The 22,465-nt window shown below is 42.2% G+C and carries 22 protein-coding genes; 18 read left to right on the forward strand and 4 right to left on the reverse strand.

Features of this window, described 5'->3' with window-relative positions; genetic code table 11:
• Positions 1-35 precede the first annotated feature (35 nt).
• The 9 genes from LC1Nh_RS02095 (at position 36) to LC1Nh_RS02135 (ending at position 13,634) form a co-directional block, all read left to right on the forward strand.
• Positions 36-827, forward strand: coding sequence for a hypothetical protein (locus LC1Nh_RS02095; RefSeq protein ID WP_153550055.1), 792 nt, complete (start codon positions 36-38; stop codon positions 825-827).
• Positions 828-899: 72 nt separating this feature from the next.
• Entirely contained in the window at positions 900-2,594 is a 1,695-nt protein-coding gene (locus tag LC1Nh_RS02100; protein ID WP_153550056.1) for a hypothetical protein, read from the forward strand.
• Positions 2,591-5,650: a hypothetical protein gene (locus LC1Nh_RS02105; protein WP_153550057.1), complete on the forward strand. Its 3,060-nt coding sequence runs from the start codon at positions 2,591-2,593 to the stop codon at positions 5,648-5,650. The genes LC1Nh_RS02100 and LC1Nh_RS02105 overlap by 4 nt, the downstream gene beginning before the upstream one ends.
• 3 nt (positions 5,651-5,653) lie before the next feature.
• On the forward strand, positions 5,654-6,850 hold the full coding sequence (locus LC1Nh_RS02110; RefSeq protein WP_153550058.1) for a hypothetical protein: 1,197 nt from the start codon (positions 5,654-5,656) through the stop codon (positions 6,848-6,850).
• A gap of 226 nt (positions 6,851-7,076) precedes the next feature.
• The gene (locus tag LC1Nh_RS02115) at positions 7,077-7,643 is read left to right on the forward strand and encodes a hypothetical protein (protein ID WP_153550059.1); all 567 of its coding nucleotides are present in this window, start codon (positions 7,077-7,079) and stop codon (positions 7,641-7,643) included.
• 44 nt (positions 7,644-7,687) lie between these two features.
• Entirely contained in the window at positions 7,688-8,326 is a 639-nt protein-coding gene (locus LC1Nh_RS02120; RefSeq protein WP_153550060.1) for a hypothetical protein, read from the forward strand.
• A gap of 86 nt (positions 8,327-8,412) precedes the next feature.
• Positions 8,413-10,011, forward strand: a complete 1,599-nt coding sequence (locus LC1Nh_RS02125) for a hypothetical protein (protein ID WP_153550061.1) — start codon at positions 8,413-8,415, stop codon at positions 10,009-10,011.
• Between the two features lie 35 nt (positions 10,012-10,046).
• Entirely contained in the window at positions 10,047-10,676 is a 630-nt protein-coding gene (locus LC1Nh_RS02130) for a twin-arginine translocation signal domain-containing protein (protein WP_153550062.1), read from the forward strand.
• Positions 10,677-10,685: 9 nt separating this feature from the next.
• Positions 10,686-13,634: a LamG domain-containing protein gene (locus LC1Nh_RS02135; RefSeq protein ID WP_153550063.1), complete on the forward strand. Its 2,949-nt coding sequence runs from the start codon at positions 10,686-10,688 to the stop codon at positions 13,632-13,634.
• 11 nt (positions 13,635-13,645) lie between these two features.
• On the opposite strand, the gene LC1Nh_RS02140 is transcribed toward LC1Nh_RS02135, so the two are convergent.
• The 4 genes from LC1Nh_RS02140 to LC1Nh_RS02155 form a co-directional block, all read right to left on the reverse strand.
• Complete coding sequence (locus tag LC1Nh_RS02140) at positions 13,646-14,131, reverse strand: PIN domain-containing protein (protein WP_153550064.1); 486 nt, start codon at positions 14,129-14,131, stop codon at positions 13,646-13,648.
• A 7-nt stretch (positions 14,132-14,138) separates the two neighbouring features.
• A complete protein-coding gene (locus LC1Nh_RS02145; protein WP_153550065.1) occupies positions 14,139-14,459 on the reverse strand; it encodes a UPF0175 family protein in 321 nt (106 codons plus the stop codon).
• Between the two features lie 227 nt (positions 14,460-14,686).
• Positions 14,687-15,088, reverse strand: a complete 402-nt coding sequence (locus LC1Nh_RS02150) for a type II toxin-antitoxin system VapC family toxin (protein ID WP_153550066.1) — start codon at positions 15,086-15,088, stop codon at positions 14,687-14,689.
• Complete coding sequence (locus tag LC1Nh_RS02155) at positions 15,088-15,291, reverse strand: peptidylprolyl isomerase (protein ID WP_153550067.1); 204 nt, start codon at positions 15,289-15,291, stop codon at positions 15,088-15,090. Before LC1Nh_RS02155 ends, LC1Nh_RS02150 begins: the two co-directional genes overlap by 1 nt.
• Before the next feature lie 349 nt (positions 15,292-15,640).
• Between LC1Nh_RS02155 and LC1Nh_RS02160 the strand changes: the two genes are divergently transcribed.
• The 9 genes from LC1Nh_RS02160 to LC1Nh_RS02200 all read left to right on the forward strand — a co-directional run bounded on the left by LC1Nh_RS02160 (position 15,641) and on the right by LC1Nh_RS02200 (position 22,443).
• Positions 15,641-16,831, forward strand: coding sequence for a hypothetical protein (locus LC1Nh_RS02160; protein ID WP_153550068.1), 1,191 nt, complete (start codon positions 15,641-15,643; stop codon positions 16,829-16,831).
• Positions 16,832-17,264: 433 nt separating this feature from the next.
• Positions 17,265-17,942, forward strand: coding sequence for a hypothetical protein (locus LC1Nh_RS02165; RefSeq protein WP_153550069.1), 678 nt, complete (start codon positions 17,265-17,267; stop codon positions 17,940-17,942).
• 3 nt (positions 17,943-17,945) lie between these two features.
• The gene (locus tag LC1Nh_RS02170; protein WP_153550070.1) at positions 17,946-18,308 is read left to right on the forward strand and encodes a hypothetical protein; all 363 of its coding nucleotides are present in this window, start codon (positions 17,946-17,948) and stop codon (positions 18,306-18,308) included.
• 1 nt (position 18,309) lies between these two features.
• Positions 18,310-18,663: a hypothetical protein gene (locus tag LC1Nh_RS02175; protein ID WP_153550071.1), complete on the forward strand. Its 354-nt coding sequence runs from the start codon at positions 18,310-18,312 to the stop codon at positions 18,661-18,663.
• A gap of 253 nt (positions 18,664-18,916) precedes the next feature.
• Positions 18,917-19,129 carry a twin-arginine translocase TatA/TatE family subunit gene (locus LC1Nh_RS02180; protein ID WP_153550072.1) on the forward strand — a complete coding sequence of 71 codons (213 nt, stop codon included), beginning with the start codon at positions 18,917-18,919 and terminating at the stop codon, positions 19,127-19,129.
• Positions 19,130-19,139: 10 nt separating this feature from the next.
• The gene (gene tatC / locus LC1Nh_RS02185; protein ID WP_153550073.1) at positions 19,140-19,829 is read left to right on the forward strand and encodes a twin-arginine translocase subunit TatC; all 690 of its coding nucleotides are present in this window, start codon (positions 19,140-19,142) and stop codon (positions 19,827-19,829) included.
• A 27-nt stretch (positions 19,830-19,856) separates the two neighbouring features.
• The gene (locus LC1Nh_RS02190) at positions 19,857-20,294 is read left to right on the forward strand and encodes a hypothetical protein (RefSeq protein ID WP_153550074.1); all 438 of its coding nucleotides are present in this window, start codon (positions 19,857-19,859) and stop codon (positions 20,292-20,294) included.
• 74 nt (positions 20,295-20,368) lie between these two features.
• Positions 20,369-21,541 carry a twin-arginine translocation signal domain-containing protein gene (locus tag LC1Nh_RS02195; RefSeq protein WP_153550075.1) on the forward strand — a complete coding sequence of 391 codons (1,173 nt, stop codon included), beginning with the start codon at positions 20,369-20,371 and terminating at the stop codon, positions 21,539-21,541.
• Positions 21,541-22,443, forward strand: a complete 903-nt coding sequence (locus LC1Nh_RS02200; RefSeq protein WP_153550076.1) for a hypothetical protein — start codon at positions 21,541-21,543, stop codon at positions 22,441-22,443. The genes LC1Nh_RS02195 and LC1Nh_RS02200 overlap by 1 nt, the downstream gene beginning before the upstream one ends.
• Positions 22,444-22,465: the final 22 nt, after the last annotated feature.

A 22,465-nucleotide genomic window follows, 5' to 3' on the forward strand; every position in this document is an offset into this window, starting at 1 on the left:
TTAAATAAACGAGTGAATCTAATTCTAGGTTGTTGATGAGTAGTAGGCTTGGACAGTCGGGTGTTGAGTACTTAGCTACTTATGGCTGGATGGCTGTAGCAGTCACAGTTGCAGGGGCGGCACTTTATCCGAGTTTGAATACTGGTTGTAATGTTCAGCTTGACGGCGATATCAGAACCGGAGGGTTGGCAATTGAACAAGTTGGAGCTGATAAGAACGGCACATTGAAGGTTATTTTCGACAGTGATACTAGGGAGAAACTTCAGGTGGAGTCTATAAGGCTTGAAGGGAGTGAGGACAGCTTGACTGTTGTACAGCCTCGGGAAATCTCTCCTGGCGGGGAAATTGCGTATAAAATAGGAGATGTCGAGAGAACATCGGGCTGTGATACTTTTGATGCAGAGATAACCTTTGATAAAGGACCTCTTCAGAGCCAGAAGAAACAAATTGAGATATCTGCACCTTATGAACTGGTTAAAAGATTTCTTTCTCTTATCCGTACAAGAGGCGATAGTATTGAGCACCTTGAAGTAGATGCTTCAGTAAAACCAACGAATGAAACGATATGTGTAGGTTTAGGGTGTGGTATAACTGAAGGAGGCAACGCAACCGAGCCTGAAAAATATCTTAATTACAGTGGGGACAGCATGAGGGGTACTCTGAGAACAAACCGTTTTGATTCGGTCTGCTACGGCGTGAAATGTGAGGAAAAAGGTGGAGACATTGAGGGATATGTTAACTCTAACGAAAGCTTCATGGCAGGCACACTTCGGTTGACCGAACTGATGCCCAAAAATGATGATGAAAAGAAGATCCTGCTAAAGTAGCTACCGACACTTTCCTTCTCAAAAAGTATAAAATGTGTACAAAAACAAATTACTCACAAGTGTATACTTAAGATGCGTAAACTACTGATTTCAGCACTCATTTTAGCAACAGTAACATCGGCTTCAGCTGAGATAGACTTCAGATCAGACCAGCCGATAGACTTCTACAACCACATTGATTTGAACGACAACGAGATAAGACAGTTTTTTAACCAATCCTGCGGAGAAGACCAAGCAGTAAAAGACGTATATAATAACGGATCATTCGAATGTGCGCCAGCAGGAGGATTAGACACTGCAGTAGAAGTTAACAATACTTTGATTAAGAATATTGACGCCAACGGCTACCAGATAACTAATCTAGCCGATCCTGCATCCGTAACAGGAGACTCAGCTGCCAGGTGGAAAGACGTAGTCAGTATCGAAGGAGACACATTAAAAGGAAACCTCAACCTGAACGGATACAACATTTCAGATGTAGATACACTTAAATTTCAGTCAGGATTCAGTATAAACGGCTCTCTGAATACTTCAGGAGGAAATGTAAACCTTGATAACGGTAGTATAAGCGATGTCTACGCAATTGACGGCGGAGGCGACGAAATCGACGTACTAGATCCAGTAGACCTGAACGGCAACCAACTGAGAAACTCAGAAGGAAGACTTGAAATAGACGGTGCAGTATACCTGCCATCAGGGAACCTAGACATGGCAGGCAACAACCTCATAAACCCGGGAAACGTAGACGGAGTAGACCTAGACAATCCTGCAGAATCCCTGACGATAAAAAACAACAGATACCAAATAATAGCAAGCTCAATAGGTAACAACAAGCTAAATAACTCTCAAAGAATAACTGTAGATGGCTTAACAAGCACAGCAAATATCAACGCCACAGGAAACATATTGAAAGAAGTAAACAGCGTAGAAGGCTCAGGAAACCTTACACTCAGGTCAGAAGCATCAAACGGAGTGGTATTAGAGAAAGAAGATGGAACCCAAATACTGACGGCAGGAACAGCAAATGAAGAAGTGGCAATTCCCAACGGCGATCTCGACATCGAAAACAACGGTTTAACGATAAGAGGAGGGGATGGAACAGATTACACACTCGGTCAGTTTGGCAACGGAATTGAAATATCCCGACAAGGTTCTGGAAACTCCGAACTAAATATAGAGCCAGGAGTCACAGAACTAGGATCCTCAAAGATTGAAATTGTAAGGGGAAACCTCGATCTTCAGGGCAACTCGATTGTTGATTCCACCTCAAGCAATTCAATACCAATAGGAGATGGAACAGATGACTCAGTAACAATAAATGCCGGGGGCACAGGGCAGTACACAGTAAACACAGGGGATAACTCAGGAAGCACAAAAAAGAGGCTTCAGATAACAGCAGACTCCAGCAAATCAGATATAGATATCCAGAATGCAAACCTAGATCTAAACAGCAATAAAATCAAAAACTACTATGGGTCAGCCTGTCCATCAGGAGAAACAGTAGTAAACATCAACAATGACGGCACATTTGACTGTGTCAGCATCGCAAACGACGTATCGGATGTATACGTCAACAGGTCAGGAGACTCCCTGAAAGGAAATCTAGACATGCGCGGCAACGAACTACAAGATGTAGGGAAAGCAGGAATCAACACAGCTAATCCACAAGAAGACCTAGATGTCGACGGAACAGCATCAGTACAAAACGCAGGAACAGAAATGAAAGTAGACTCAAACGGAAACGTAGTGGTGAGCCTAGGACAATGAAAAACAAGAAAACAATTCTAACCTTAGCTTTAATCGCACTAACAGCAACAGTAACTGCCAGCGATTACATAATAGAAGACAGCAACGGCGACAACCTCTTCGTAGTCAACGAAACAGGAGAAAAACAAATCCAGAACGGCAACCTATACCTCAACGGAAACAAGATAACTGATCAAGAAGGCACACTCACCTTAGACGGGGGGAACGTAGAAATACCTAACGGAAACCTAGATATCTCAAACAACGTCAAAGCTAACAGCTTCAATCTGAAGTCATCAAATTATGCTATACGATATGATAGTGGAACCGACTCAATACAGTTCAGAGATACTCAAAACGGAGATAACGAACTATGGATAAGAAGAAACGGAGATGTCCAAATTCCCAACGGCAACCTAAACATGAACGAAAACCGGATAAATAACGTTGGAAGACTGGACCTAGGCTGGGCTAACCTAACAGACTATCCAAACGGCTGCGGTCCCGAAGAAGCAGTAAGAGTAATCGGCGACACACTAGACTGCGTCTCACTAGATCCAAGCGGATCAGTAGGCGGAGGCGGAGAAAAAGGAGAAATCGCCTTCTACATAGACGGAGAAAACATCACAGGCAGCAACAACCTATACTGGAACAACTCACAAACAAGACTAGGACTAGCAACAAGTAATCCCTCAGCAACCCTAGATGTAAACGGAGACGCCCAAGTAAACGGTCAATTAAACCTAAAATCCAACGAAATAACCGGAATAACAAACCTAGAAGGAACAAACATCGTAAACAACAACCAGATATCCTCAGGAGCAATATCAAAAAACAAGCTCTCAACCAATTCAGTGGGTATAAACGAACTTGACTCAACCACAGCAGGAGACGGACTATCTGGAGGAAGCGGATCAGCCCTATCAGTAAACACCGGAACAGGAATCACAACCAACTCCGACAAAGTACAAATAGACACAACCCTAGTACCACGTAAAAACACTGACGAAACAATAACAGCAAACCAATGGACATACCAAAACGATGTACAGATAAGAGGAAACCTCGACGTCTGGGGAAATGTACAGAACACAGACGTATCCAACCTAAACATCAACGGATCACTCCTACCACCATCAGGATACACCGACACATTCAACGTAGGAAGCTCCAGCCGAAGATGGAAAACAGGATACTTCCAAGACATAACCCTAGGAAACAACGCAATAGACAACTCAGAAATCACAAACACAGACATAACAATCAACGCAAACTCAGGTCTATCAGGAGGAGGAACAACCAACCTAGGAGGAAGCACAGGACTAAGCCACGCAGACACATCAAATATAGGAAACATCGACAACTCCGGAGGAACCATCATCCAAGACCTCAACTTTGACGGCTACGGACACGTCACAGGACAAAACAGCTACAACCTAGACAACCGATACTACACAGAAACAGAATCCGACAGTAACTTTGTGGATGAGAGCGGAGATACAATGACTGGACCTCTGAACATATCTGATAATGAAATTGAAGATGCTAGAGGTATAAGCTTCAGTAACAATGGTGATTCTGGCTATATTAGAGAATATAGTGGAGGAGCTTTAGCTATAAATAGTCAGGGTAATGCTCTTCGCCTACAAGATGATAATTCTCAATTGGTAAGTATAGAAAGTAGTCTAAATATGAATTCTAATCTAATCAATAATTTCTTCGGCAGTAACTGTGCCTCTGATGAAGTAGTTGAAAGTGTTAACTCGGATGGTACCTACAACTGTAAATCAATCACTGGAACAGCCGATGACACATACGTAAATGAAGGTGGAGACACCATGACGGGAGCCCTTGATATGAGCGGCAATAATGTACAGAATGTAGGAACGATAAACGCCTCAACAATCCAAGAAAACGGAAACGACATCGGCGGTCTATTCGTTGATGAATCAGGAGACTCAATGAGCGGAAGCCTCAACATGCAAGGACATCATGTAGACAATCTGAACTATCTTGACTTGAATTCTGAAGGACAAATTCAGACAGATGGAACAGACGCAATCAGATTCGATGGCAGTCAGAACATTGAGATTCCAAACGGAAACCTAAATATCCGTAACGGAGGCATGATTAGTTTCACTAACGATGATTATATTGGACATGAGGGGAACGATATTAGGATGGAAACAGGTAGGAATATGAGGCTGGTTATAGACGGTGAAGGTGGTGGCGAGAGTTACCATGATTTAGAGGTGAGAAATTCTAATGGAGATAATTTGCTGGATGTGAGCCCGAATGGAAATATTCAGATTCCTAATGGCTATCTGGACATGAACTCTAATGATATCAGGAACCTGGAGACTCCTGATTCTGGGACTGATGCTGCTACGAAGGATTATGTTGATGCTCAGACTGGAGATGCTGAATCCGGGGCTACGCAGACTTTAAGCCAGGTGCTGTCTGAAGGTAATGATGCTGGTAGTCAGGCTATAACGAGTATTGGTTCTGGTAATATTGATATTGATGGTAGTGGTTCTGGTAATATCCAGTTGAATAATGAGGAGGTTAGAGGTGGTAGTATTACACAGTCGAACAACTTGATTGCTGGTTCTTACAGTACTGGTGAGTCCAGTGTTGATGGCGGTGATGTCTGGGTTGAGAACGATGTAGAGGTCGGTGGAGATATTGTTGGTTCTGGAGCGGATGTTGCCGAGAAGATCAACAATGAATCCCAGCTAGAACCTGGTACGGTGGTAACTATCTCAGGTAATAACAGTGTTGACAAGACTCAAGGAAAACATGATAGAATGGTTGCAGGAGTAGTTTCAACCGATCCAGCAATGGTGATGGCTAAGGAAAGAGACGGGGTACCGATCGCTATGACTGGAACAGTACCGGTCAAAGTCACGATGGAGAACGGAGAAATTAAACCAGGAGACATGTTAACAACATCCTCCGCTGCCGGTAAGGCTATGAAGTGTCAAGACCTGACAAAATGCACAGGCTCAATCATAGGAAAAGCATTAGAACCAGCAGAAAAAACCTCTAAAATCAATATGCTTATCTCGATGAGTTAAAAAATGAAATACGGGGTCTTAGAGGCAGCAACCGCAGCAGCAATAATCGCCACATCAGTCTCACTGCTGTACACGCCGCCAGAACCGAGCTGGGAGACAGAAGTAGTAGCCAACGATACTTATGGGAAGTTTGTGGAAGTAGATTCTTATGGAAGCAATGTAGGAATTGCATATGTAGACTCGATTGACACAGGGTTGAGGCTGGCAGAGAAAAGCTACTCGACCTCAATCACCGATTTCTCAGCTCAGAGAAAGGGGAACTGGGATACACAGGTAATAGATAATAGATCAGAGACAGGGATGTATCCATCACTGGAGTCAAAGAGCGGTCAACCGTCGATTTCATACCAAGATGGAGACCTAGGAAATGAAAAACTGTACTACGCAAATAGGCAGAACGGTGAATGGAACAGGACAGAAGTCGATAATGTTGTAGGAGGTGGAACCTCCGTAGGAATGTACTCCTCACTCAACTTCCACCAAAGCAAACCTGTAATATTTTACCACTCACCTTCTCAAGGGCTGAAAATGGCTGAGAAAAAACAGGAATGGAGCAAAGAAATACTTGAGGACGGACAGGGATGGTATACAGAGACATCGAAATGCGGGAACACGATAAAAGTAGCCTATACAGGCAGAAACTCTGAACAGTTAAAGATAGGAGAATACGACGGAGGTTGGAGTTCAGAAAACACCTCAACCAAGATAAAATCAGACCTCGACATCGACACAGATCAACGATGCGATGAACAACTAGCATACCTAGACACCGAAACAGAACAGATAACCTACAAAGACCAAGATTCAAGGACATTCGGTGATGCATTCTTCACAAGACTAGCTCTTACATCAAAAGGAAATACTACACATCTAGTATACCACGATGAAGGAACAGGTCTAAAATATGCAAAGAAAAAAGATGGAGAATGGACGACCAAAACAATAAAACAAGGCTCAGAAACAGGAGAGTACAACGACATAGAAATCGACCACATAGGAAACATCCACACGGCTTACACAAGCCAAAAAAAAGTATACCACACAGTATACAACAAAGGAACCACACAAAAGATACAGTCAAAAACTGATGAAGTGAAGATTGGACTAGGATTGATATCAGCACTACTACTCATATTCACAGCAATTAGACAGGAAGTAATAGCTAAAATAATCCAGAAAATAGGTGAGATCCAGAGATGAAAGATAAGGTGGTCGGGTAGAATACTTTTTTGATCAGAATTGTTCAAACGAGCAGTGTTATCTGGGAATAAGGATCAGATATTTGAGCAAGTATTAATTTTATCATTGACTCAGGAATTAATAGTCCTTATCAGCAAATAAAAAATAGTGAAGTTATCATCTTTGTTTGTTTCAGTCAAATGAGATATCATGGGATTTTTTATCCTAAATCTTCAAATTTAAGTCTGTGGTAGATAGAAAGCTGAAGAGATGGGTTGAGCAGCAGTTGGATAAAGGGGAATCACGTGAAGTAATACAGAAAGCTTTAGAGAATAAGGGCTATGATCCTTCGATAGTAGATGAAGTTGAAGAAGAGGAGGTTAGTTCAAGTATCTCCATCAATTCTGAGGATAAAATCAGAAAAATATCTTTAGGTGTAGAGAAGGGTATTGAAGGAGCATCTGAAATCCGTGTTAAACAAGTGATAATCCTTTCGACCATATTAACAGCTTTATTTCTAGGATTATACTTTCAGCCATTTGCCACAGACAAAAAAACATCAGAAGAACCTGCAACAGTAACCTTGGGAAAAGTCTCTGCCAATCCGGCAACAGCTACAATCAACCGTACTGATGCTGTTAAATTCAGGAACAATGCGTCACATTCGTTCAAGGTAAGTTTTGACAGGAATATCTCTTCTTTCAGCATTCAACCCGGTAGTTCTGTGGTCAGGAATTTTAACAGAACCACTTATTATGATGCCGACCCATTGGATGATGGACGTACAATTAAGGGAAGTATCTATACTCCTTGAACACAAGGAACTATTTTTTATTCGAACTTTGACACAAAAGAATTATGGAGGATTCAAACATCCGGAAATGGATCGAAAAAGAATTGAGAAACGGAGAGAATCCTCGTGAACTCAAGGAAGCACTTCTGGAAGAAGGCTACAAACCATCAATAGTAGACGAAGTAAAACAAGAAACAAACCATGAAAAAACGACAAACAATACAGAAGAAATTAAACAAAAAATACAGAAAAGCGAAACAATAACCGAAAAACTCGAAAAAGAGATAAAGAAAGAATGGAAACCAAGGCTAGCTATAATCATAGTCATAGCAACAGTAGCAACAGGAACAATTCTAGCAACACCAATAACAAACACAATAAACAACACAGATAAACCTATCCAGGAAAAAACCGGGCAGACCGACCAAACAGAAAAACAAAACAAGGCAGGAAACACCACCACAATCAAACTCTCTAATGGTGTAGCCAAGCCATCAAGACCATCAATAACGCCAGAAGAAAACATAAAATTCCAAAACAAAGAAAACTACAAAATGAAGATAGTATTCGAATCAGAAAAAGAAAACCTGCAGATACCCGCCCAAGACTCCAAAACAACAAACCTTAACTCACTGACATACTACACTGCAAAACCCGCAGAAACCACTGCAGAACAAATATCAGGATCCATAATAGTCCAGTAAAAACACTCTCAACCATCAAACACCTCCAACTCAAGAAAAATAGTTTAAACCAGCAACCAAAAAACATTCAACAGGAACAGATATCCTTGAAACCAAAAAGTACAAAGATACTTACAACACTTTTCTCACTTCTAATACTGACAGGAATAGCCACAGCCACCGACCTACAAAACATAGAATCAATAACACCTCTAGGATCACAAAACATTAATGTCAACGGAACACTAGACCTAAACAATAACAACCCAATCCTAGCACCAACAAAAGTAGACGGAGTAGACCTAGACAACCCGGCATGGGGCCTATACCTCAACAACAACCAATACAGAATAGACACAGGAGACACAGACTCAAGATACCTAAACCGTAATGGCGATGCCATGACAGGAGATCTTAATCTGAAAGATAACAGTATAGAAAACGCTGTAATATCTCCTTTCTCATGGATAAGTGACCCGGTTATACTTGGTCATTACAATAATTACTTCATTGGTGCCGATGAAAAATGGAGTGTTTCATCCAACACTAATTGTCGTTCAGGAAGCTTAGAAGATTTATTCGATCATCAGTGGAATTCAGGATGCGACTTCAACGATGCAGATCTGCCTGTAAAAATCAAAATAGATTTTAACAAAGCAAACACATACTCATTTTCCAACGACTTCGGCAAAATGATGCTTTACTTCGAGTACGGTAGACATGTTTCAGACGTCAAAGTCGAAAGATACCATGCCGGAGGAGACGACACCTGTGGAGACGGAAACGAATATTGGGATACCATATACCAAAACTCCAACTTTAAAGGCAAAAAGACCATAATAGACATGAAAGGAGATGGTCAGACCTGTCAACTCAGAACCACACTGGACGGAAACTCTGAATATACCGACGACATAAGATTCAGCTCATGGAACATGTATCTCCACGGGGATAGAGGAACTCAAGGAGGCTCCCTAAGAAAATCAGGAGACAATATGTACGGACCACTGGATATGAGCAATAACCCAATCAAAAATATCGACTGGAGCAACAGCGACCAACCTCCTGGAAGTACTGATGATCAAAACCTACAAGACACATCAAGGAACAGTGGTACAGTAACAATTCCAATAGAAAACGGAGGAAGCACGTCCTTCACCGACAAATACGAAGCCAATACAGACGCTGCCACGAGATGTGGAAGTGATGAAGTTCTTGAGGGAGGTGACAACTGTGTCTCAAATTATGAAGCCGCAGATGATGGAGATACTTCAAGCACAAACGAACTTCAGAACCTTGGTCAAGTCTTAAGTCGAGGAAGTGATGCCAACAACGCTAACCTAAACAATATTAACGATGTCAGATGGACTGACAATTCCGGCAATGATATAGCAGGTTACGTGAACAGTGAGAAACAACTTGCATTCATCCAAAAATCAGGAACTGTAACCGGCGTAGCAATAAAAGCAGGCGATCTAGACCTTGAAGGCAACTCCATAAACAATATAGGAGGACTTCAAAACTGTGGTGCAGACGAATTTGTCAACGGAAACGGAAACTGCGTGAAAGACAGCGATACCTCCAGCAGCCAAAACCTTCAACAAACACTGAGCAACGGAAACAGTGCAGGAACCAACAACATAGATCTAAACGGACAAAGCCTAACATCGTCAAATGGCGAAATTTGCGCCGGAAACAGATGCTGAAAACTCCTGAAAACACTTTAAAAAGCTGATAAAAAATGGAAGACGAAATAGAAGACATTGTGGAAGACGAAGAGAAAGCAGAAAAACTCTCACAGCTTATAGAACAAAAAATAGAAGAAAAAGTAGAACAAGTATCAAGCAGAGAAACAGAACAAAGAGAAAAAAATACCAAAGAAGAAAAAGAGGAAGTATCCCGCCGAGGATTCCTGAAAAAACTAGGAGCCGGAGCACTCGGCCTAGGAGCAGCCTCAATGCTCCCATCAGTCTCAGCCTACGACATCAAATCCTCAGACGGACTAGAAGTCTGGTCAGGAAGCAATCAACTAATAGACGCCAGTAGCGCACCCGTAGAGATAATGAACTCAAATCTCCGCCTCGCCACTGGTCGGAGTATCGAGGATGGGAATGGGAACTCTCTGTTCAACATCCGTGACGGATACGGATATATGCTACACGGACAGTCTGATGAAACCTCAAGAGCGTTGTTACATGATAAAACAATGGGCAACACTGCTCTAAGTTACACCACGTCGACCAGCGCACCTGGCACGTTGGAATTGACGAACGCGGATTTGAATGTTGGTTCTAATAAAATTAAAACCAGTAATTTTGAGGTTGTGGAAAACTCTGATACTAATAGTTTGGATTTCAATTATACGGGTTGATTCTGGTTTATGAGTCTAGTTGGTTGGTGGAAGTTAGATGGCAGTGCTGAGGATTCTATAGGAAGTTATAATGGTTATGAGCAAGGCAGTCCTTCTTATTCAAATGGGAAAATTGGAGATTGTTATGACAATACTAGTGGAGGTTCCAACGGTGTAGAGTTGATTCGCCATAGTGATTTCGTAGAGTATGAAGATTACTATTCCTTTTCACTCTGGTTTAAATCTACTACTACATCCGGTAATGGAGGGGCGCGTATCATATCACGCGATTACTCGGAATATGCTACTGTCTTATTAAGCCAGAATGAGTCATCACCACAGTCCTCCAGTAATAAAGGTCTACCCGATTTCTCTGTAAGCGTGAATCAATGGCATCACTTAGCATTCTCAGTAGATGTGGGGTCCGATGAAGCAAGGATTTTCCTTGATGGCGAACTTGTCGGTACTAGCAGCACCCATAATACTGAAGCAAATCGCCCCTATGTTATTGGAGGAAACACTGAAGGAGATGGAGATATAAGCGGCAACCACTTTGAAGGCAAGATAGATGATGTAAGACTCTACGATCATAAACTATCAAAAAAAGAAGTAAAGCAGCTTTCAAGGGCGAAAGTTTTGCATTACAAGTTTGATGATTTTGCCGAGTATACTGAGAACATAATTAAGGATAGTAGGTTAGAGGAGCCTGACATGGATTATGGTTGGAAGGGAAATGCTTCTAGTAATACAGTGACTAAAGAAGATAATTCTGCCCCTTATCCCGAGGTTGTTCGTTTAGAGAAAACAGGTTCGGATGATCAGTGGCATGGAATGCATGATAATACAGAAGTTGTCAGTCTATCATCAGGAGATCATGTAACATATTCAGGGTGGTACAGATTAGAATCGGGTGCGACCCAGAAAAATTTAGCCGGGTTAAACTGGGTGTCAGATGGTTGGGATACTAAAGGAAGCAAGTCTATCACGATGGAGGATGATGAACTTTGGCACAGGTTTGAGATAACAGTTGAAATAACTCAGGATTATTCTGACGGCTTTCAACCTGGTCTAAAATGGGCTTATTCAACAGACCAACAGTGGCTGGAGCTATGTGGCGTACAGATAGAAACTAAAGACCATGCAACACCATTTGTAGCAGGAACACGGAAAGATAAAGTAGTTGATAGTAGCGGTCAAGGCAATCATGGTCCTCTGGATTCAGATACTCCTACCTGGATTGAAAATTCGAAGATTGGATCTGGTGCTTACAGTTTTGAAGGAGACAAGATTCCTGTGAAAAATCTGTATTATGATTCTGCCAGTCAACTTCCTGAACTTACTTTGTCCGCATGGATTAAAGTTGATTCTAGTGGACAGGTAATTAATTCATGGGATAGAAGTGAGTTTTGGCGTTTTGGAGTTGGAGGAAGTACAGGTTCCAACGCTATAGATATAGGATTAGCTGATGAAAACGGCGTATCAGATATCAGTGCTAATACAGATGTAACAGATGGAAACTGGCATCACGTGGTCTTCGTATATGACCATGGTTCTGTTACATTTTATCTAGATGGTGAGGTAGATGGAACAGCATCCACAGGCGGTAATGCCATAGGACAGAACTTGACGAGATATGGTTTTATCGGCGACTACAGTGAAGCAGATTCATTCAATACAGGGTCCGGAGGATCATTTACGGGAGAAATGGATGATATAAGAATTTATCACTCGGCACTCAACCAATCAGAAATCCAGCAACTCTACAAACAGAGAGCCAGTATTGATGGTGGCGGTAATCTTCATTCACATGAATTGCATGAAGCAGAAAATAAATTTGATGATTTTGCCGGCGGCGTAAATTCAGATACAGAGGTATTAGGAGCTCAGGACGGGTTTGAAAATGTTTACAAGGTCGATGCTAGGGAGAACGATTCCTATGAGAATTTCTTAACTAATTTAGTCAAGACCTCTGACTGGAGTAACTCGGGCTCAGGAAATTATCTTTATCTAGTGTACTGGGCTAAGGGAAACAACATTCCGGACTGGAGCCGCTCTGAAAACATACAATATCCTTCACCAAGCACATCCGAATACCAAAAGTATGTATTCCGAAATGATGGTCAAAATTCTAGAGATGAGTACTTCAGACAGTTCTTCGGCAACTCTGATAGCACCAGTTATGCATACATAGCAGACCCAAAAATCTTTACACAATCAGAATACAAAAAGAGGAACGGCGTAAAATCCTCAGGCATTTACTCAATGGACGAATTCAACGAAATAGGGCCTGGCGCTGATTCCCTTGTCGGTTACTGGCCTCTGGATGGCGACACCCGGGATTACTCCGGCAACGGCAACCACGGCACCAACAACGGCGCCACAGTTACCTCTGGACTGGGGCAGAGCGCCTATAGTTTTGATGGTACAAGTAGTTATATTTCAGGTTCTGGAAGCTTTACTTTCGATAATCTGACATTTAGTGCATGGGTAAGATATGATTCTGATGCGTCAGGAGGGTCTGGAAGCTTAGGAAATGCTGTTATTTCAAGTCAGTCACCTACTTTTCAATCTTCTCTGTATGCTGATATGGATAGCAATGAGCAGTTGTTTTATGTCTATCCAGATAACGCTTCGTCTTCTACAATCGTATCTACCTCAATATCAAAAGGTAAATGGCTATTTGTTACAGGCGTAGTTAGAGGTTCAAATGTGGTTTTATACATAAATGGTATCGAGAAAGGATCTAACACCTTAGATACCGACGGCAGTATATCATGGGGAGATCCTTTTATAGGCAGAGGCAACAGCAGCGAATACTTAGATGGAAAAATCCAAGATGTAAGAATTTTCAACCGTGCCTTAACCGAAGAGGAGATCAAAACTCTCTACAACTTGACTGATCCTCGGCAGGATCAAAGAGCGATCCAAGGAAAAGATGGAACTGTTTACACTAAAGGCGAATTCAACGAGTTGTTGTAGCAGTTGGTTTTTTAGTTTTCTTTGAGTATGTTGTCTGTGTTTATTTTTCGGTTGTCTTTTCGTTCTATTGTTTTGATTGAGTCTTTGAGTTCGTCTTTAGAGATTATTTCTTTTTGGTTTAGTAGTTTGGCGAGGTTGTTGAAGGCTATTGTCTGTACTTCTTGTTTTTCTGCGTATTTGGCGGCGGCTTGATCCATCGTGAAGAATATTGCGTTTCTTGATTCTGCTACTGTGATGGCTTCAAGTTCGCCCTTGTCAACTGATTGTTCGTTGAATCGTTCTCTGTACTGTTTTCTTTCTTCTTTGGCAGGTGTTTCAGTGTCTAACTTATCGAATATTTTGTTTGGGTATTTGTAGCCGTGTTCAAGCGGTTTTTCGAGTTCCTCTTCAATTTTAGGAGTAATGACGACTTTGTGGTTCTTAAATAGTTTTAGTGTTTCGTCTACAAGTTCGCCTTTGGCTAAGACACTGGCTGCATCTGTATCGATTATAAGCATACGGTTTTTACAGCCTCTTTTCAACTTCTTCTTTCTCTTCCTCGCCGCCTTCTCTGGTCTCTATGTTTATTCCTCTCTCCTTGAGTTCTTCTTTGTAGTTTTCCAGGTCCATTTCTGCGAGTTCGGCAGCCCTCATAAGTGAGATATCCTTACTTTTGTAGAGCTCTACCGTTATCCTGATCCGTTTCTCAGGGTTCTTCCTCAGGAAAGTTCTGAATGCATCTCTCATGACATCGCTTCTGGAACTATATTCTCCAGAATCAACGAGAACATCAATTTCATCCCTCATAGTTTCGGGTATACTGAAAGAAGTACTGGCACTTGTCATAAACCTAACAATAGTTAGCAATATTTAATAACTTTAGCGCTGTACAGCAGACCCAAGATATAATCCGGCGAATATGACTGCTGAGGAGGTTAAAACTCTATACAATTTGACTGATCCTCGACAAAGTCAGAGAGTGATCCAAGGAAAAGATGGAACTGTTTACAGTAAGGGTGAGTTCAGTGAGTTGTTGTAGCTGTAAGAATCTTGATTTTTAGGCGGTGATATTGTTATTTTTTGAATTCTTTTGGTTTATGGACTTCGAGTTCTTTTATTTTGTTGAAGTGTGAGGTGTTTCTTGTCACTATTTCGAGTTCTTCGGCGAGTATTATGGATGCGATTAGCAGGTCCATGTCGTCTACTTTGTTGCCTTGTCTTTCCAGTTCGGCTCTTTTCTTTCCGAAGATATGTGAGCTTTTTGCTGTAGTATGTAGAACTTTAACGTATTGTGCTAACTCTTCAACGTCTTCCAAGTGTTTTTCTGTCTTGGTTGATTTTTCGGCGCCGTGGTATAGTTCTGCAAGTGTTATAGAGGTTATAGCTATTTCCTCCTCAAACTCTTGGATAAACTCCTCGGTTTCTTTGTCTCCGCGTAGAAAATCGATGACAACATCTGTGTCGAAAACTTTCATCAGTTGAATCGCCGGGACTCGCCTTCTCTGCGTTCGTAAATCTCATTTTTCATTTCTTCCAGGCTTTCTCCTTCCTCTGTCTCGTAGTCAGACCAGGCTCCAGCCATCTCTTCAAACGACTCCTTCGACTGTACCTCTGACCTTATCTTCCTTATCTCATCCTCTATCCTATTGAGTCTCGAGGTTATATTTGCAGTTACCATGACAGTTATTCATCGAGCAAAATATTAAAATCTGATGGATAACCCTACTCTTAGGACCTCAGGTTTTCAACCGTGCTTTGACTGCTGAGGAGATTGAATCGTTGTATAATTTGACTGATCCTCGCCGGGATCAAAGGGTTATCCAGAGCAGTGATGGAACAGTTTACACTAAAGGCGAGTTCAGTGAGTTGTTGTAGGAATACAGATTTTTGGTTGTGTCTTCACAGAGGTTAAATTTTTTATCTTAGAGTAGCAGGTTAACTTCAAGAATTTTTGGGAAAGAAAACTCCTATTAACTCAATGCAAACCTAAGAAAAACATTAATATTCTAAACTGATAAAATATTCCTATGGGTTTGAACGCTGCGGAAGTAATTAATCAAGCAGAACGTGAAGAGGACCAACTCTACGATGACATCAGGGATGTTGCAGAGTGGTTCCACGAAAGGGAAGGAAAAATGTTTGAGAGAAGTGAAGCCGAGAAGAAAATTAGCTCCGACCTTCAGTTTGAACCAGAACTTGTCAGTGAAGTTCTTGAAGAACTGACAAGCGACATTGTCGACCCTGTAGCACAGATAAACAACTCCCAAGGAAACTACATAGGCATAATCAATTATGAAGAATTCGACGCAGGTTACGTCTACCTAGACTACCACGATATAAACGGCGTACAAAAGAAAGCCGTCTGCGCAACATGCGTACAAAACTCAGAGAAAGACTCACAGGTAAAATATACATCATCAACTAAAATACAAGATGAAAAAAACCCCGACTACACAAAACTAAAAGAAGAAATAAACCAACACCACCAAAAACACCACAACACCAAAATAGAAAAAATAAAAACCGGAGCAACACTAGCAAGCGGAACAACAATAGGAGGAAACCGCGCAGCAACAAGAAACTGGGTCAACAACAACGCCGACGTTCCCAACGCCGACCATGCTGACAACGCTGGACAGCTTGAAGGTAATACTACCTCGCAAGTTCAAAGCCACTCTCCACAGGATCACGGAAACGGGTCGCATACCGAAAACTATGCCTCGCAGAATGATTTAGGGTATCAACTTATCGCCTCGGACGGTGCGAGCGGGTATATCGGCTCTGACGACGATCCTGATGTCTATACGTTCGATATCGGCAGCGGTTACACAAAAAGAGTCTTAACCTTTGAGAACGCCTCCGATATTGATGCAAAATTGGGGGCGCGGTCTCCAGGAGTGGATTCATGGGATTATGTAAACCACGCGGAAGGTGCGGGTACTTCAGAGTTCTTCGGACAGGTTGATGTGGCCGAAAGCGGTGCTGACATCGGTCCTGGGTATGCGTCATTTGAGGTAACTGAAGTACCCAGACCAGATGGTTCGATAAGTGTGGGGATCACTCGGTGGCATGACGAGATGAGTTCGGGCAACTATTATATTACCACCGCAGACCCCACGTTCTCGTCATCGTTCAGCACTTTAGAAGTTGTAGTTCAGCCAGACCCTCTTGACGACGGAGACTATGATTTTAGTTTTGAAGCATACTGCTTGAGATAATGCTCAGAGTTAATTACTCCAATTCGTGTAGGTCGCCGTCGGGTGTTGAGTTAACAGGCGCGTCTCGTTTCGGGCTGCCTGTCGCTCATGGTTATTTGTCTTTGGCTGCGTAGTCGTTACCTGACAGATGCCTTCAGCTACCAGTGCCTATCGGAGGTTACTGGTTTCAAATCAAATAGTATGATAATGGCAGATAGATTTATCGACCAAGTAGCACCTGCTCACTCCCTTAATCTGCTCGTACTACGACATTTTATCTGACTCTTGGATGCCGAGATGGTTATGTATATTCTTCTTTAACTGATTCTTCAATCCGTGTAGGAGCTAACAGTGGCAATGGTAAAGTTGCTATGCCGATGAAATTTTGAGTGTAAATAGTCTGCTGGAAAAGCTTAATAAGTAGTTTACCTAATGGTTGATTGTAGGTCGTGTTATGAAGGCTGCTGAAAATGTGTTTGAGGAAGTAGAGGAGGATAACGTAGATATAGACAATTATGTCAGAGATGTTGCTGAATGGTTTCATCAACATGAGGGAGAGATGTTTGAGAGAGAAGAGGCAGTAGAAAAACTTGAGCAAGACTTTGATCTTAATGAAAAAGTAGCATCCTGTTTAATTGGAGAACTTGTAGGAGATAAAGTAGATCCTGTAGTGCAGATAAAGACAGATGATACTAGATACATTGGAGTAGTTGATTTCCAAGAGTTTGAAGGCGCCTATGGCTACATAGACCACCACGATGTCTTGGGCAAGCAAAAAAAGGTTGTATGCGCACAATGCGTAAAAAACGCTGCAACCGACTCACAAGTCAAATTCGAAACCGAAAAAATCAAAAACACAGAGAAAAAACCAGACTACACCCACCTAACCAATAAAATACATTCCCACTACAAGAAAAGCCACAAACAAAAACCTGCAAAAGTTGAAACAGGAGCAACACTAGCAAGCGGAACAACAATAGGAGGAAACATCTCCTGGCACGCAGGCAACGACGGAAAAAACTCAGGACTAATAGCAGACAAAGTAGACGGAAAAGATGCTAATGATCTCGGAACTACAGCAGCAGAAAAAAGGTTTATCGCACTCAGCAAAACACACGGTAATGGGCAATAAATTATGAATATAGGAGAAGGAACGAGCGGCGATTTAGAAATTACGTCAAGTGACACATGGTATACTATTAGTGTTCCAGCAGGTGAAACATGGGAGTTTACTACTGTTGGTTTAAGTTCAGGAAATCGTAAGGGTAATGCACAGAATAATCATATTAAGGTTGGGTATGAGGATTCCAACGGAAATAACTATGTCTTGGTAGATCCAACAGACGACATGACCCCTCCTGTCGGAGCATCACAGTTCGAAAACAACCATAGTCAATCTAAAACAATCCCAATAGATGGAGATACAATGAATGGTCTTTCTGTTAGATCTTCTATTGGGGGATACACACTTGTTTGGTCGGCTGTGAGGGTTTCCTAATATGAATATTGGTGAAACAAAGACGGATACAATTACAGTAGCGGGTGATTCAAATGATACGATTACTGTTCCATCTGGGGAAACGTGGAAATTCACTCATATAAACGCAAATAATAATAGTAATATATTGAGTAACGCTAATTTGTGCATTGGATACACTCTTTCTAATGGGGATCACTACATAATCAAAAATCAACGTGACGATCATACACCAGCAATTGGCGGAGAAGTGGCTCCAATAGATGATGCGTCTATTTCCTCCATTATTATTGATGGAGATGTACACGAGGGAGTTTCTATTTGGGCTGATAGCAATGATTTAAAAGTATATTGGGCTGCAACACGTATTTCGTGACGACAAAGAAAATTGCTACTGACTCAGTACTGTAGGGGAAAACGAGAGGAATTTTTGCTATTATATTTAGCTGTGTTCTTGATAGTGTATTTGGCACTTAGATGATCAAACACGTAAAAGAACCATGTTAAGTGCAGGTATCTTTTACCTTCGTTTATAGGATCAAATACCAATACAGTTTCAATTCATTGATGTATCTTCTTGAGGTCTAAAGAGTCATACGAGTTATAAATCTACACAATAAATTGTAGGTATGGCATTGATTGGTCCGGCGGAGATGGTACTTGTGGGTGCTGCTATTGTGGCATTGATTTTTGGTCCGAAAAAGCTTCCTGAATTGGCTCGTAGTTTAGGTGAGTCGAAGAAGGAGTTTAAGAAGTCTATGAAGGAGGCTGATGATTTGGCTGATGAGGCTACTCCTGATGTTGAGGGGCAGGTGGAAGACATTAAAGGAGACCAGGAGTAAATAACTCTGTATGCAGGGATTGGATAGACATGTCCAGGAACTCAGGCAGAGGTTGAAGTTTGTTTCTATATTCTTTTTGTCATCGACGGTGCTTGCTTTCTATTTTTCATCTAACATTCTTAACTGGCTTCAGAATGATTTAGGTTTTTCTCTGCATGCTTTGACTGCGTATGAGGTTCTCTACACCGAGTTGATGATTGCTTTCCTCGGTGGTTTTCTGTTGAGTCTTCCTTTCATCCTGTTTGAGGCTTTGGCTTTCATGAAGCCGGGTTTGAAGGAGAGTGAGTACAAGGCTATGCGTAACTATCTTCCATTCTCGGTCTTCCTTTTCGTTACGGGCTCGGTATTTTCCTACAATTTTGTTGTGAAGACCAGTTTGAACTTTTTTCAGGCTACTGCGGGCTCAGCTGATGTAGCTGCCCTGTGGGGTCTGCAGAACACTATCGGTTTTGCGTTGCGTCTCTCTGCTTTCACAGGAATTATCTTCCAGCTGCCGATAGTTTCAATGGTTTTAGCCCATGCAGGAGTTCTTAACAAGGACAAAATGGTTGAATACCGCCCATACTTTTTTGTTGGCATCCTGCTGGTTTCAGCTCTAGCTACGCCGCCGGACGTGATCTCGCAGGCACTAGTCACAGTACCGGTTATATTTCTCTACCAGATCAGTATCTTCCTGGTGTCCCGGATAGAGGAAACTTAAAAACAGGTAGAAAACTAAAACTCTACCATGGGCGATGGAAAAGTCGTAGACGAGGTCAAAAAGAAATCCTGGAGAAACAAGAAATTAAAGGAAGCCAGCCTTGCCATCGGCTTAGTTCTCCTAGGCGGATTAGCTGCCTTCATGCTATGGTCGGGAACAGAAGATACTCCTGACAGTTACGCAGACGCAGGATCAGATACCGTACACAAAACACAGATGGATGCAGCCGAAGTCTTCAACATCACAGACATAGGTGTCGCACCAGCATCACACACCGTCAAACTAGGCAAATCAGTCGGCTTCAGAAACAAACTAGGCTCCGAAATATCCATAACCTTCGACAGAAGCAACGACACCATAGAAATTCCATCAGGCAAATCCGAAACACTTCTAATCAACGGAATAACCTACTTCCAAATATCAGGCAACGACTACTCAGCCCAAGGAAGAGTAAACGTACAATAAAAAAACACTCCGCACACAATAAACAATTTTAATCGACACAACCCAAAAAACACTCAGAGGCTCCACCAAGAACAATGAAAAAAGACTCTAATACCGACCAGAAAATCGAAGAAATAATAGAACAAAAAGTAGAGCAAAGAGTACAAGAAGAACTAGAAAAAAGAGGAATTGAAAAAGCAGAAAGCGACGAACAAGAAGAATCAAATAAAAAAGAAGTCACCCGAAGATCATTCCTCAAAAAACTAGGAGCAGGAGCAATAGGAATCAGCGCACTATCACTCAGCCCAGCCTCAGCACTAAACATCAGAAGCAACGACTTCAGCGTCTACGCAGGCAACGACTCAACCAAAGAACTCCAAGTAAACAGCGGCGGACCAGTAGAAGTTAAAAATTCTGACCTGGATTTAACTGGAGGCAACTTAGATAATACAACTTTTATTGATTTCGGAGATAGAGATGATGATGGATATTATTGGCGGCAAGGAGTTCTCTCAGATGACGAATGGTTTCTTCAGTGGAGAAATGACAACGGAGATAATAAAATACCTTTGAGAATACCGATGTCTTCTAACTACATCCGAATTGATGAAAATATTAGGTTGCAGACAGGTCAATCGCTTGAAGATGATTCGGGAAACAGTAGACTAGAGTTTAATTCATCTACGGCGACTCAGGTCCGTGATGGAGCAGGAAATCTGGCAGCACAGTACAAGGACTCCAACCATATAAAGTTCTTCCCAAGAAGCGGTCAACCTTTCATCATAAATGATCAGAATGGAGAGTTTAACGCAGTTAAATACACAACCGACTCAACCAAAGGAACTCTAGAGTTGACCAAAGCGAACCTAGACATGAGGAATAACAATATCAAAAATGTCGAAAAGACAACATTCAACAACTCAGGCAATGACTTCTGGCGGATAAATGATGGTTCGGGAGGGTCCAATACCAGCCCGCACACAGCACGATTTGACGATAGAGACATGAGGTTCTACTCGGGTACAGGAATTGGAACAGTCTGGAGGCTAAACCAAGACGGCTCAGTAGAATATCCCGAAGGACCAGTAACTATCAATGGAGACCAAGTAGCAACCCGGAAATGGACTAAAAATAATGCTGATGTACCCAATGCTGATTATGCTGATAGTGCTGGTGATGCTGACACTGTGGATGGTAGTAATGTTTTTGTGCAGTCTTCTCAGCCTTCAAATCCTTCTAATGGGGATATATGGGTTGATACTAGTTAATGGCGGAACACATTCTTCATGGTCCTGACAGTGAGCAATGGACTGTTCCTGAGGGGGTCACCGAAGTTACTATTGAGTGCTGGGGTGGTGAAGGAGGAGATGGAAATGGAGATACTGATGATGGAGCCGGAGGTGGAGGCGGCTATGTGAAAGGAGATCTATCTGTTACTCCGGGAGAAACCCTGCATTTGGTAGCAGGCGGAGATGCTTACCGTGGAGAGGATTCCGGCGGATTTCCTAATGGAGGTAGCGGAGACGTCAGAGGTACGAATATGGAGTATCAATTGGTAGAAAGTGGGGGCGGCGGTGGTTCCTCACACGTTATGCAAGGTGGATCTGACCGCCAAAACGATGTTGTTATCGGGGCTGGCGGCGGTGGTGGAGGTGCAGCCGTTAGTTCAGGAGGTGGCGCAACTAACTATGATGACGGTAAGAGAGGTGGTCACGCGAACGGAGGTGATGCACCAGATACAATAGAATACGAAGGAGGGCAGGGAGGAGAAAGCAGCAAGTCAGATCCAACAATTGGAGAAGATGGAAATCAAGAAAAAAAGACAAAGGATGGAGACGCATATCTTGGAGCCAGTGGTGGAGGCGGAGGAGGTTTCAATGCTGGAAGCCGCGGCATAGTAGATATTACCTTCAGCAGAAACGACCTCAACGCCACAGGAGGAGGAGCAGGAGAACAATACACTCTAGGCGTAACCAATGTAACAACAAAAGACAATGAAAATACAGGAAACGGCAAGGTCAAAATTACGTACACAGAGCCTGTAACTGTGAAATACTGGGATGGATCAAAATGGGTTTCAGGCAGGCTAAAATACTGGGATGGATCAAAATGGGTTATGGCAAACGAAATAAGCAACTTTGACGGCTCACAATGGCAGACAACATCCTAAAACCACAGTTCCTGATCTTAGA

The organism is Candidatus Nanohalobium constans (assembly GCF_009617975.1).
In the GTDB taxonomy this organism is placed as follows: domain Archaea; phylum Nanohalarchaeota; class Nanosalinia; order Nanosalinales; family Nanosalinaceae; genus Nanohalobium; species Nanohalobium constans.

Excerpts from the sequence above, each read along its gene's own strand:
- LC1Nh_RS02095 (WP_153550055.1), top strand. The coding sequence starts at position 36 with ATGAGTAGTAGGCTTGGACAGTCGGGTGTTGAGTACTTAGCTACTTAT.
- LC1Nh_RS02100 (WP_153550056.1), top strand. The coding sequence starts at position 900 with ATGCGTAAACTACTGATTTCAGCACTCATTTTAGCAACAGTAACATCG.
- LC1Nh_RS02105 (WP_153550057.1), top strand. The coding sequence starts at position 2,591 with ATGAAAAACAAGAAAACAATTCTAACCTTAGCTTTAATCGCACTAACA.
- LC1Nh_RS02110 (WP_153550058.1), top strand. The coding sequence starts at position 5,654 with ATGAAATACGGGGTCTTAGAGGCAGCAACCGCAGCAGCAATAATCGCC.
- LC1Nh_RS02120 (WP_153550060.1), top strand. The coding sequence starts at position 7,688 with ATGGAGGATTCAAACATCCGGAAATGGATCGAAAAAGAATTGAGAAAC.
- LC1Nh_RS02130 (WP_153550062.1), top strand. The coding sequence starts at position 10,047 with ATGGAAGACGAAATAGAAGACATTGTGGAAGACGAAGAGAAAGCAGAA.
- LC1Nh_RS02135 (WP_153550063.1), top strand. The coding sequence starts at position 10,686 with ATGAGTCTAGTTGGTTGGTGGAAGTTAGATGGCAGTGCTGAGGATTCT.
- LC1Nh_RS02140 (WP_153550064.1), bottom strand. The coding sequence starts at position 14,131 with ATGCTTATAATCGATACAGATGCAGCCAGTGTCTTAGCCAAAGGCGAA.
- LC1Nh_RS02145 (WP_153550065.1), bottom strand. The coding sequence starts at position 14,459 with ATGACAAGTGCCAGTACTTCTTTCAGTATACCCGAAACTATGAGGGAT.
- LC1Nh_RS02150 (WP_153550066.1), bottom strand. The coding sequence starts at position 15,088 with ATGAAAGTTTTCGACACAGATGTTGTCATCGATTTTCTACGCGGAGAC.
- LC1Nh_RS02155 (WP_153550067.1), bottom strand. The coding sequence starts at position 15,291 with ATGGTAACTGCAAATATAACCTCGAGACTCAATAGGATAGAGGATGAG.
- LC1Nh_RS02160 (WP_153550068.1), top strand. The coding sequence starts at position 15,641 with ATGGGTTTGAACGCTGCGGAAGTAATTAATCAAGCAGAACGTGAAGAG.
- LC1Nh_RS02165 (WP_153550069.1), top strand. The coding sequence starts at position 17,265 with ATGAAGGCTGCTGAAAATGTGTTTGAGGAAGTAGAGGAGGATAACGTA.
- LC1Nh_RS02170 (WP_153550070.1), top strand. The coding sequence starts at position 17,946 with ATGAATATAGGAGAAGGAACGAGCGGCGATTTAGAAATTACGTCAAGT.
- LC1Nh_RS02175 (WP_153550071.1), top strand. The coding sequence starts at position 18,310 with ATGAATATTGGTGAAACAAAGACGGATACAATTACAGTAGCGGGTGAT.
- LC1Nh_RS02180 (WP_153550072.1), top strand. The coding sequence starts at position 18,917 with ATGGCATTGATTGGTCCGGCGGAGATGGTACTTGTGGGTGCTGCTATT.
- tatC (WP_153550073.1), top strand. The coding sequence starts at position 19,140 with ATGCAGGGATTGGATAGACATGTCCAGGAACTCAGGCAGAGGTTGAAG.
- LC1Nh_RS02190 (WP_153550074.1), top strand. The coding sequence starts at position 19,857 with ATGGGCGATGGAAAAGTCGTAGACGAGGTCAAAAAGAAATCCTGGAGA.
- LC1Nh_RS02195 (WP_153550075.1), top strand. The coding sequence starts at position 20,369 with ATGAAAAAAGACTCTAATACCGACCAGAAAATCGAAGAAATAATAGAA.
- LC1Nh_RS02200 (WP_153550076.1), top strand. The coding sequence starts at position 21,541 with ATGGCGGAACACATTCTTCATGGTCCTGACAGTGAGCAATGGACTGTT.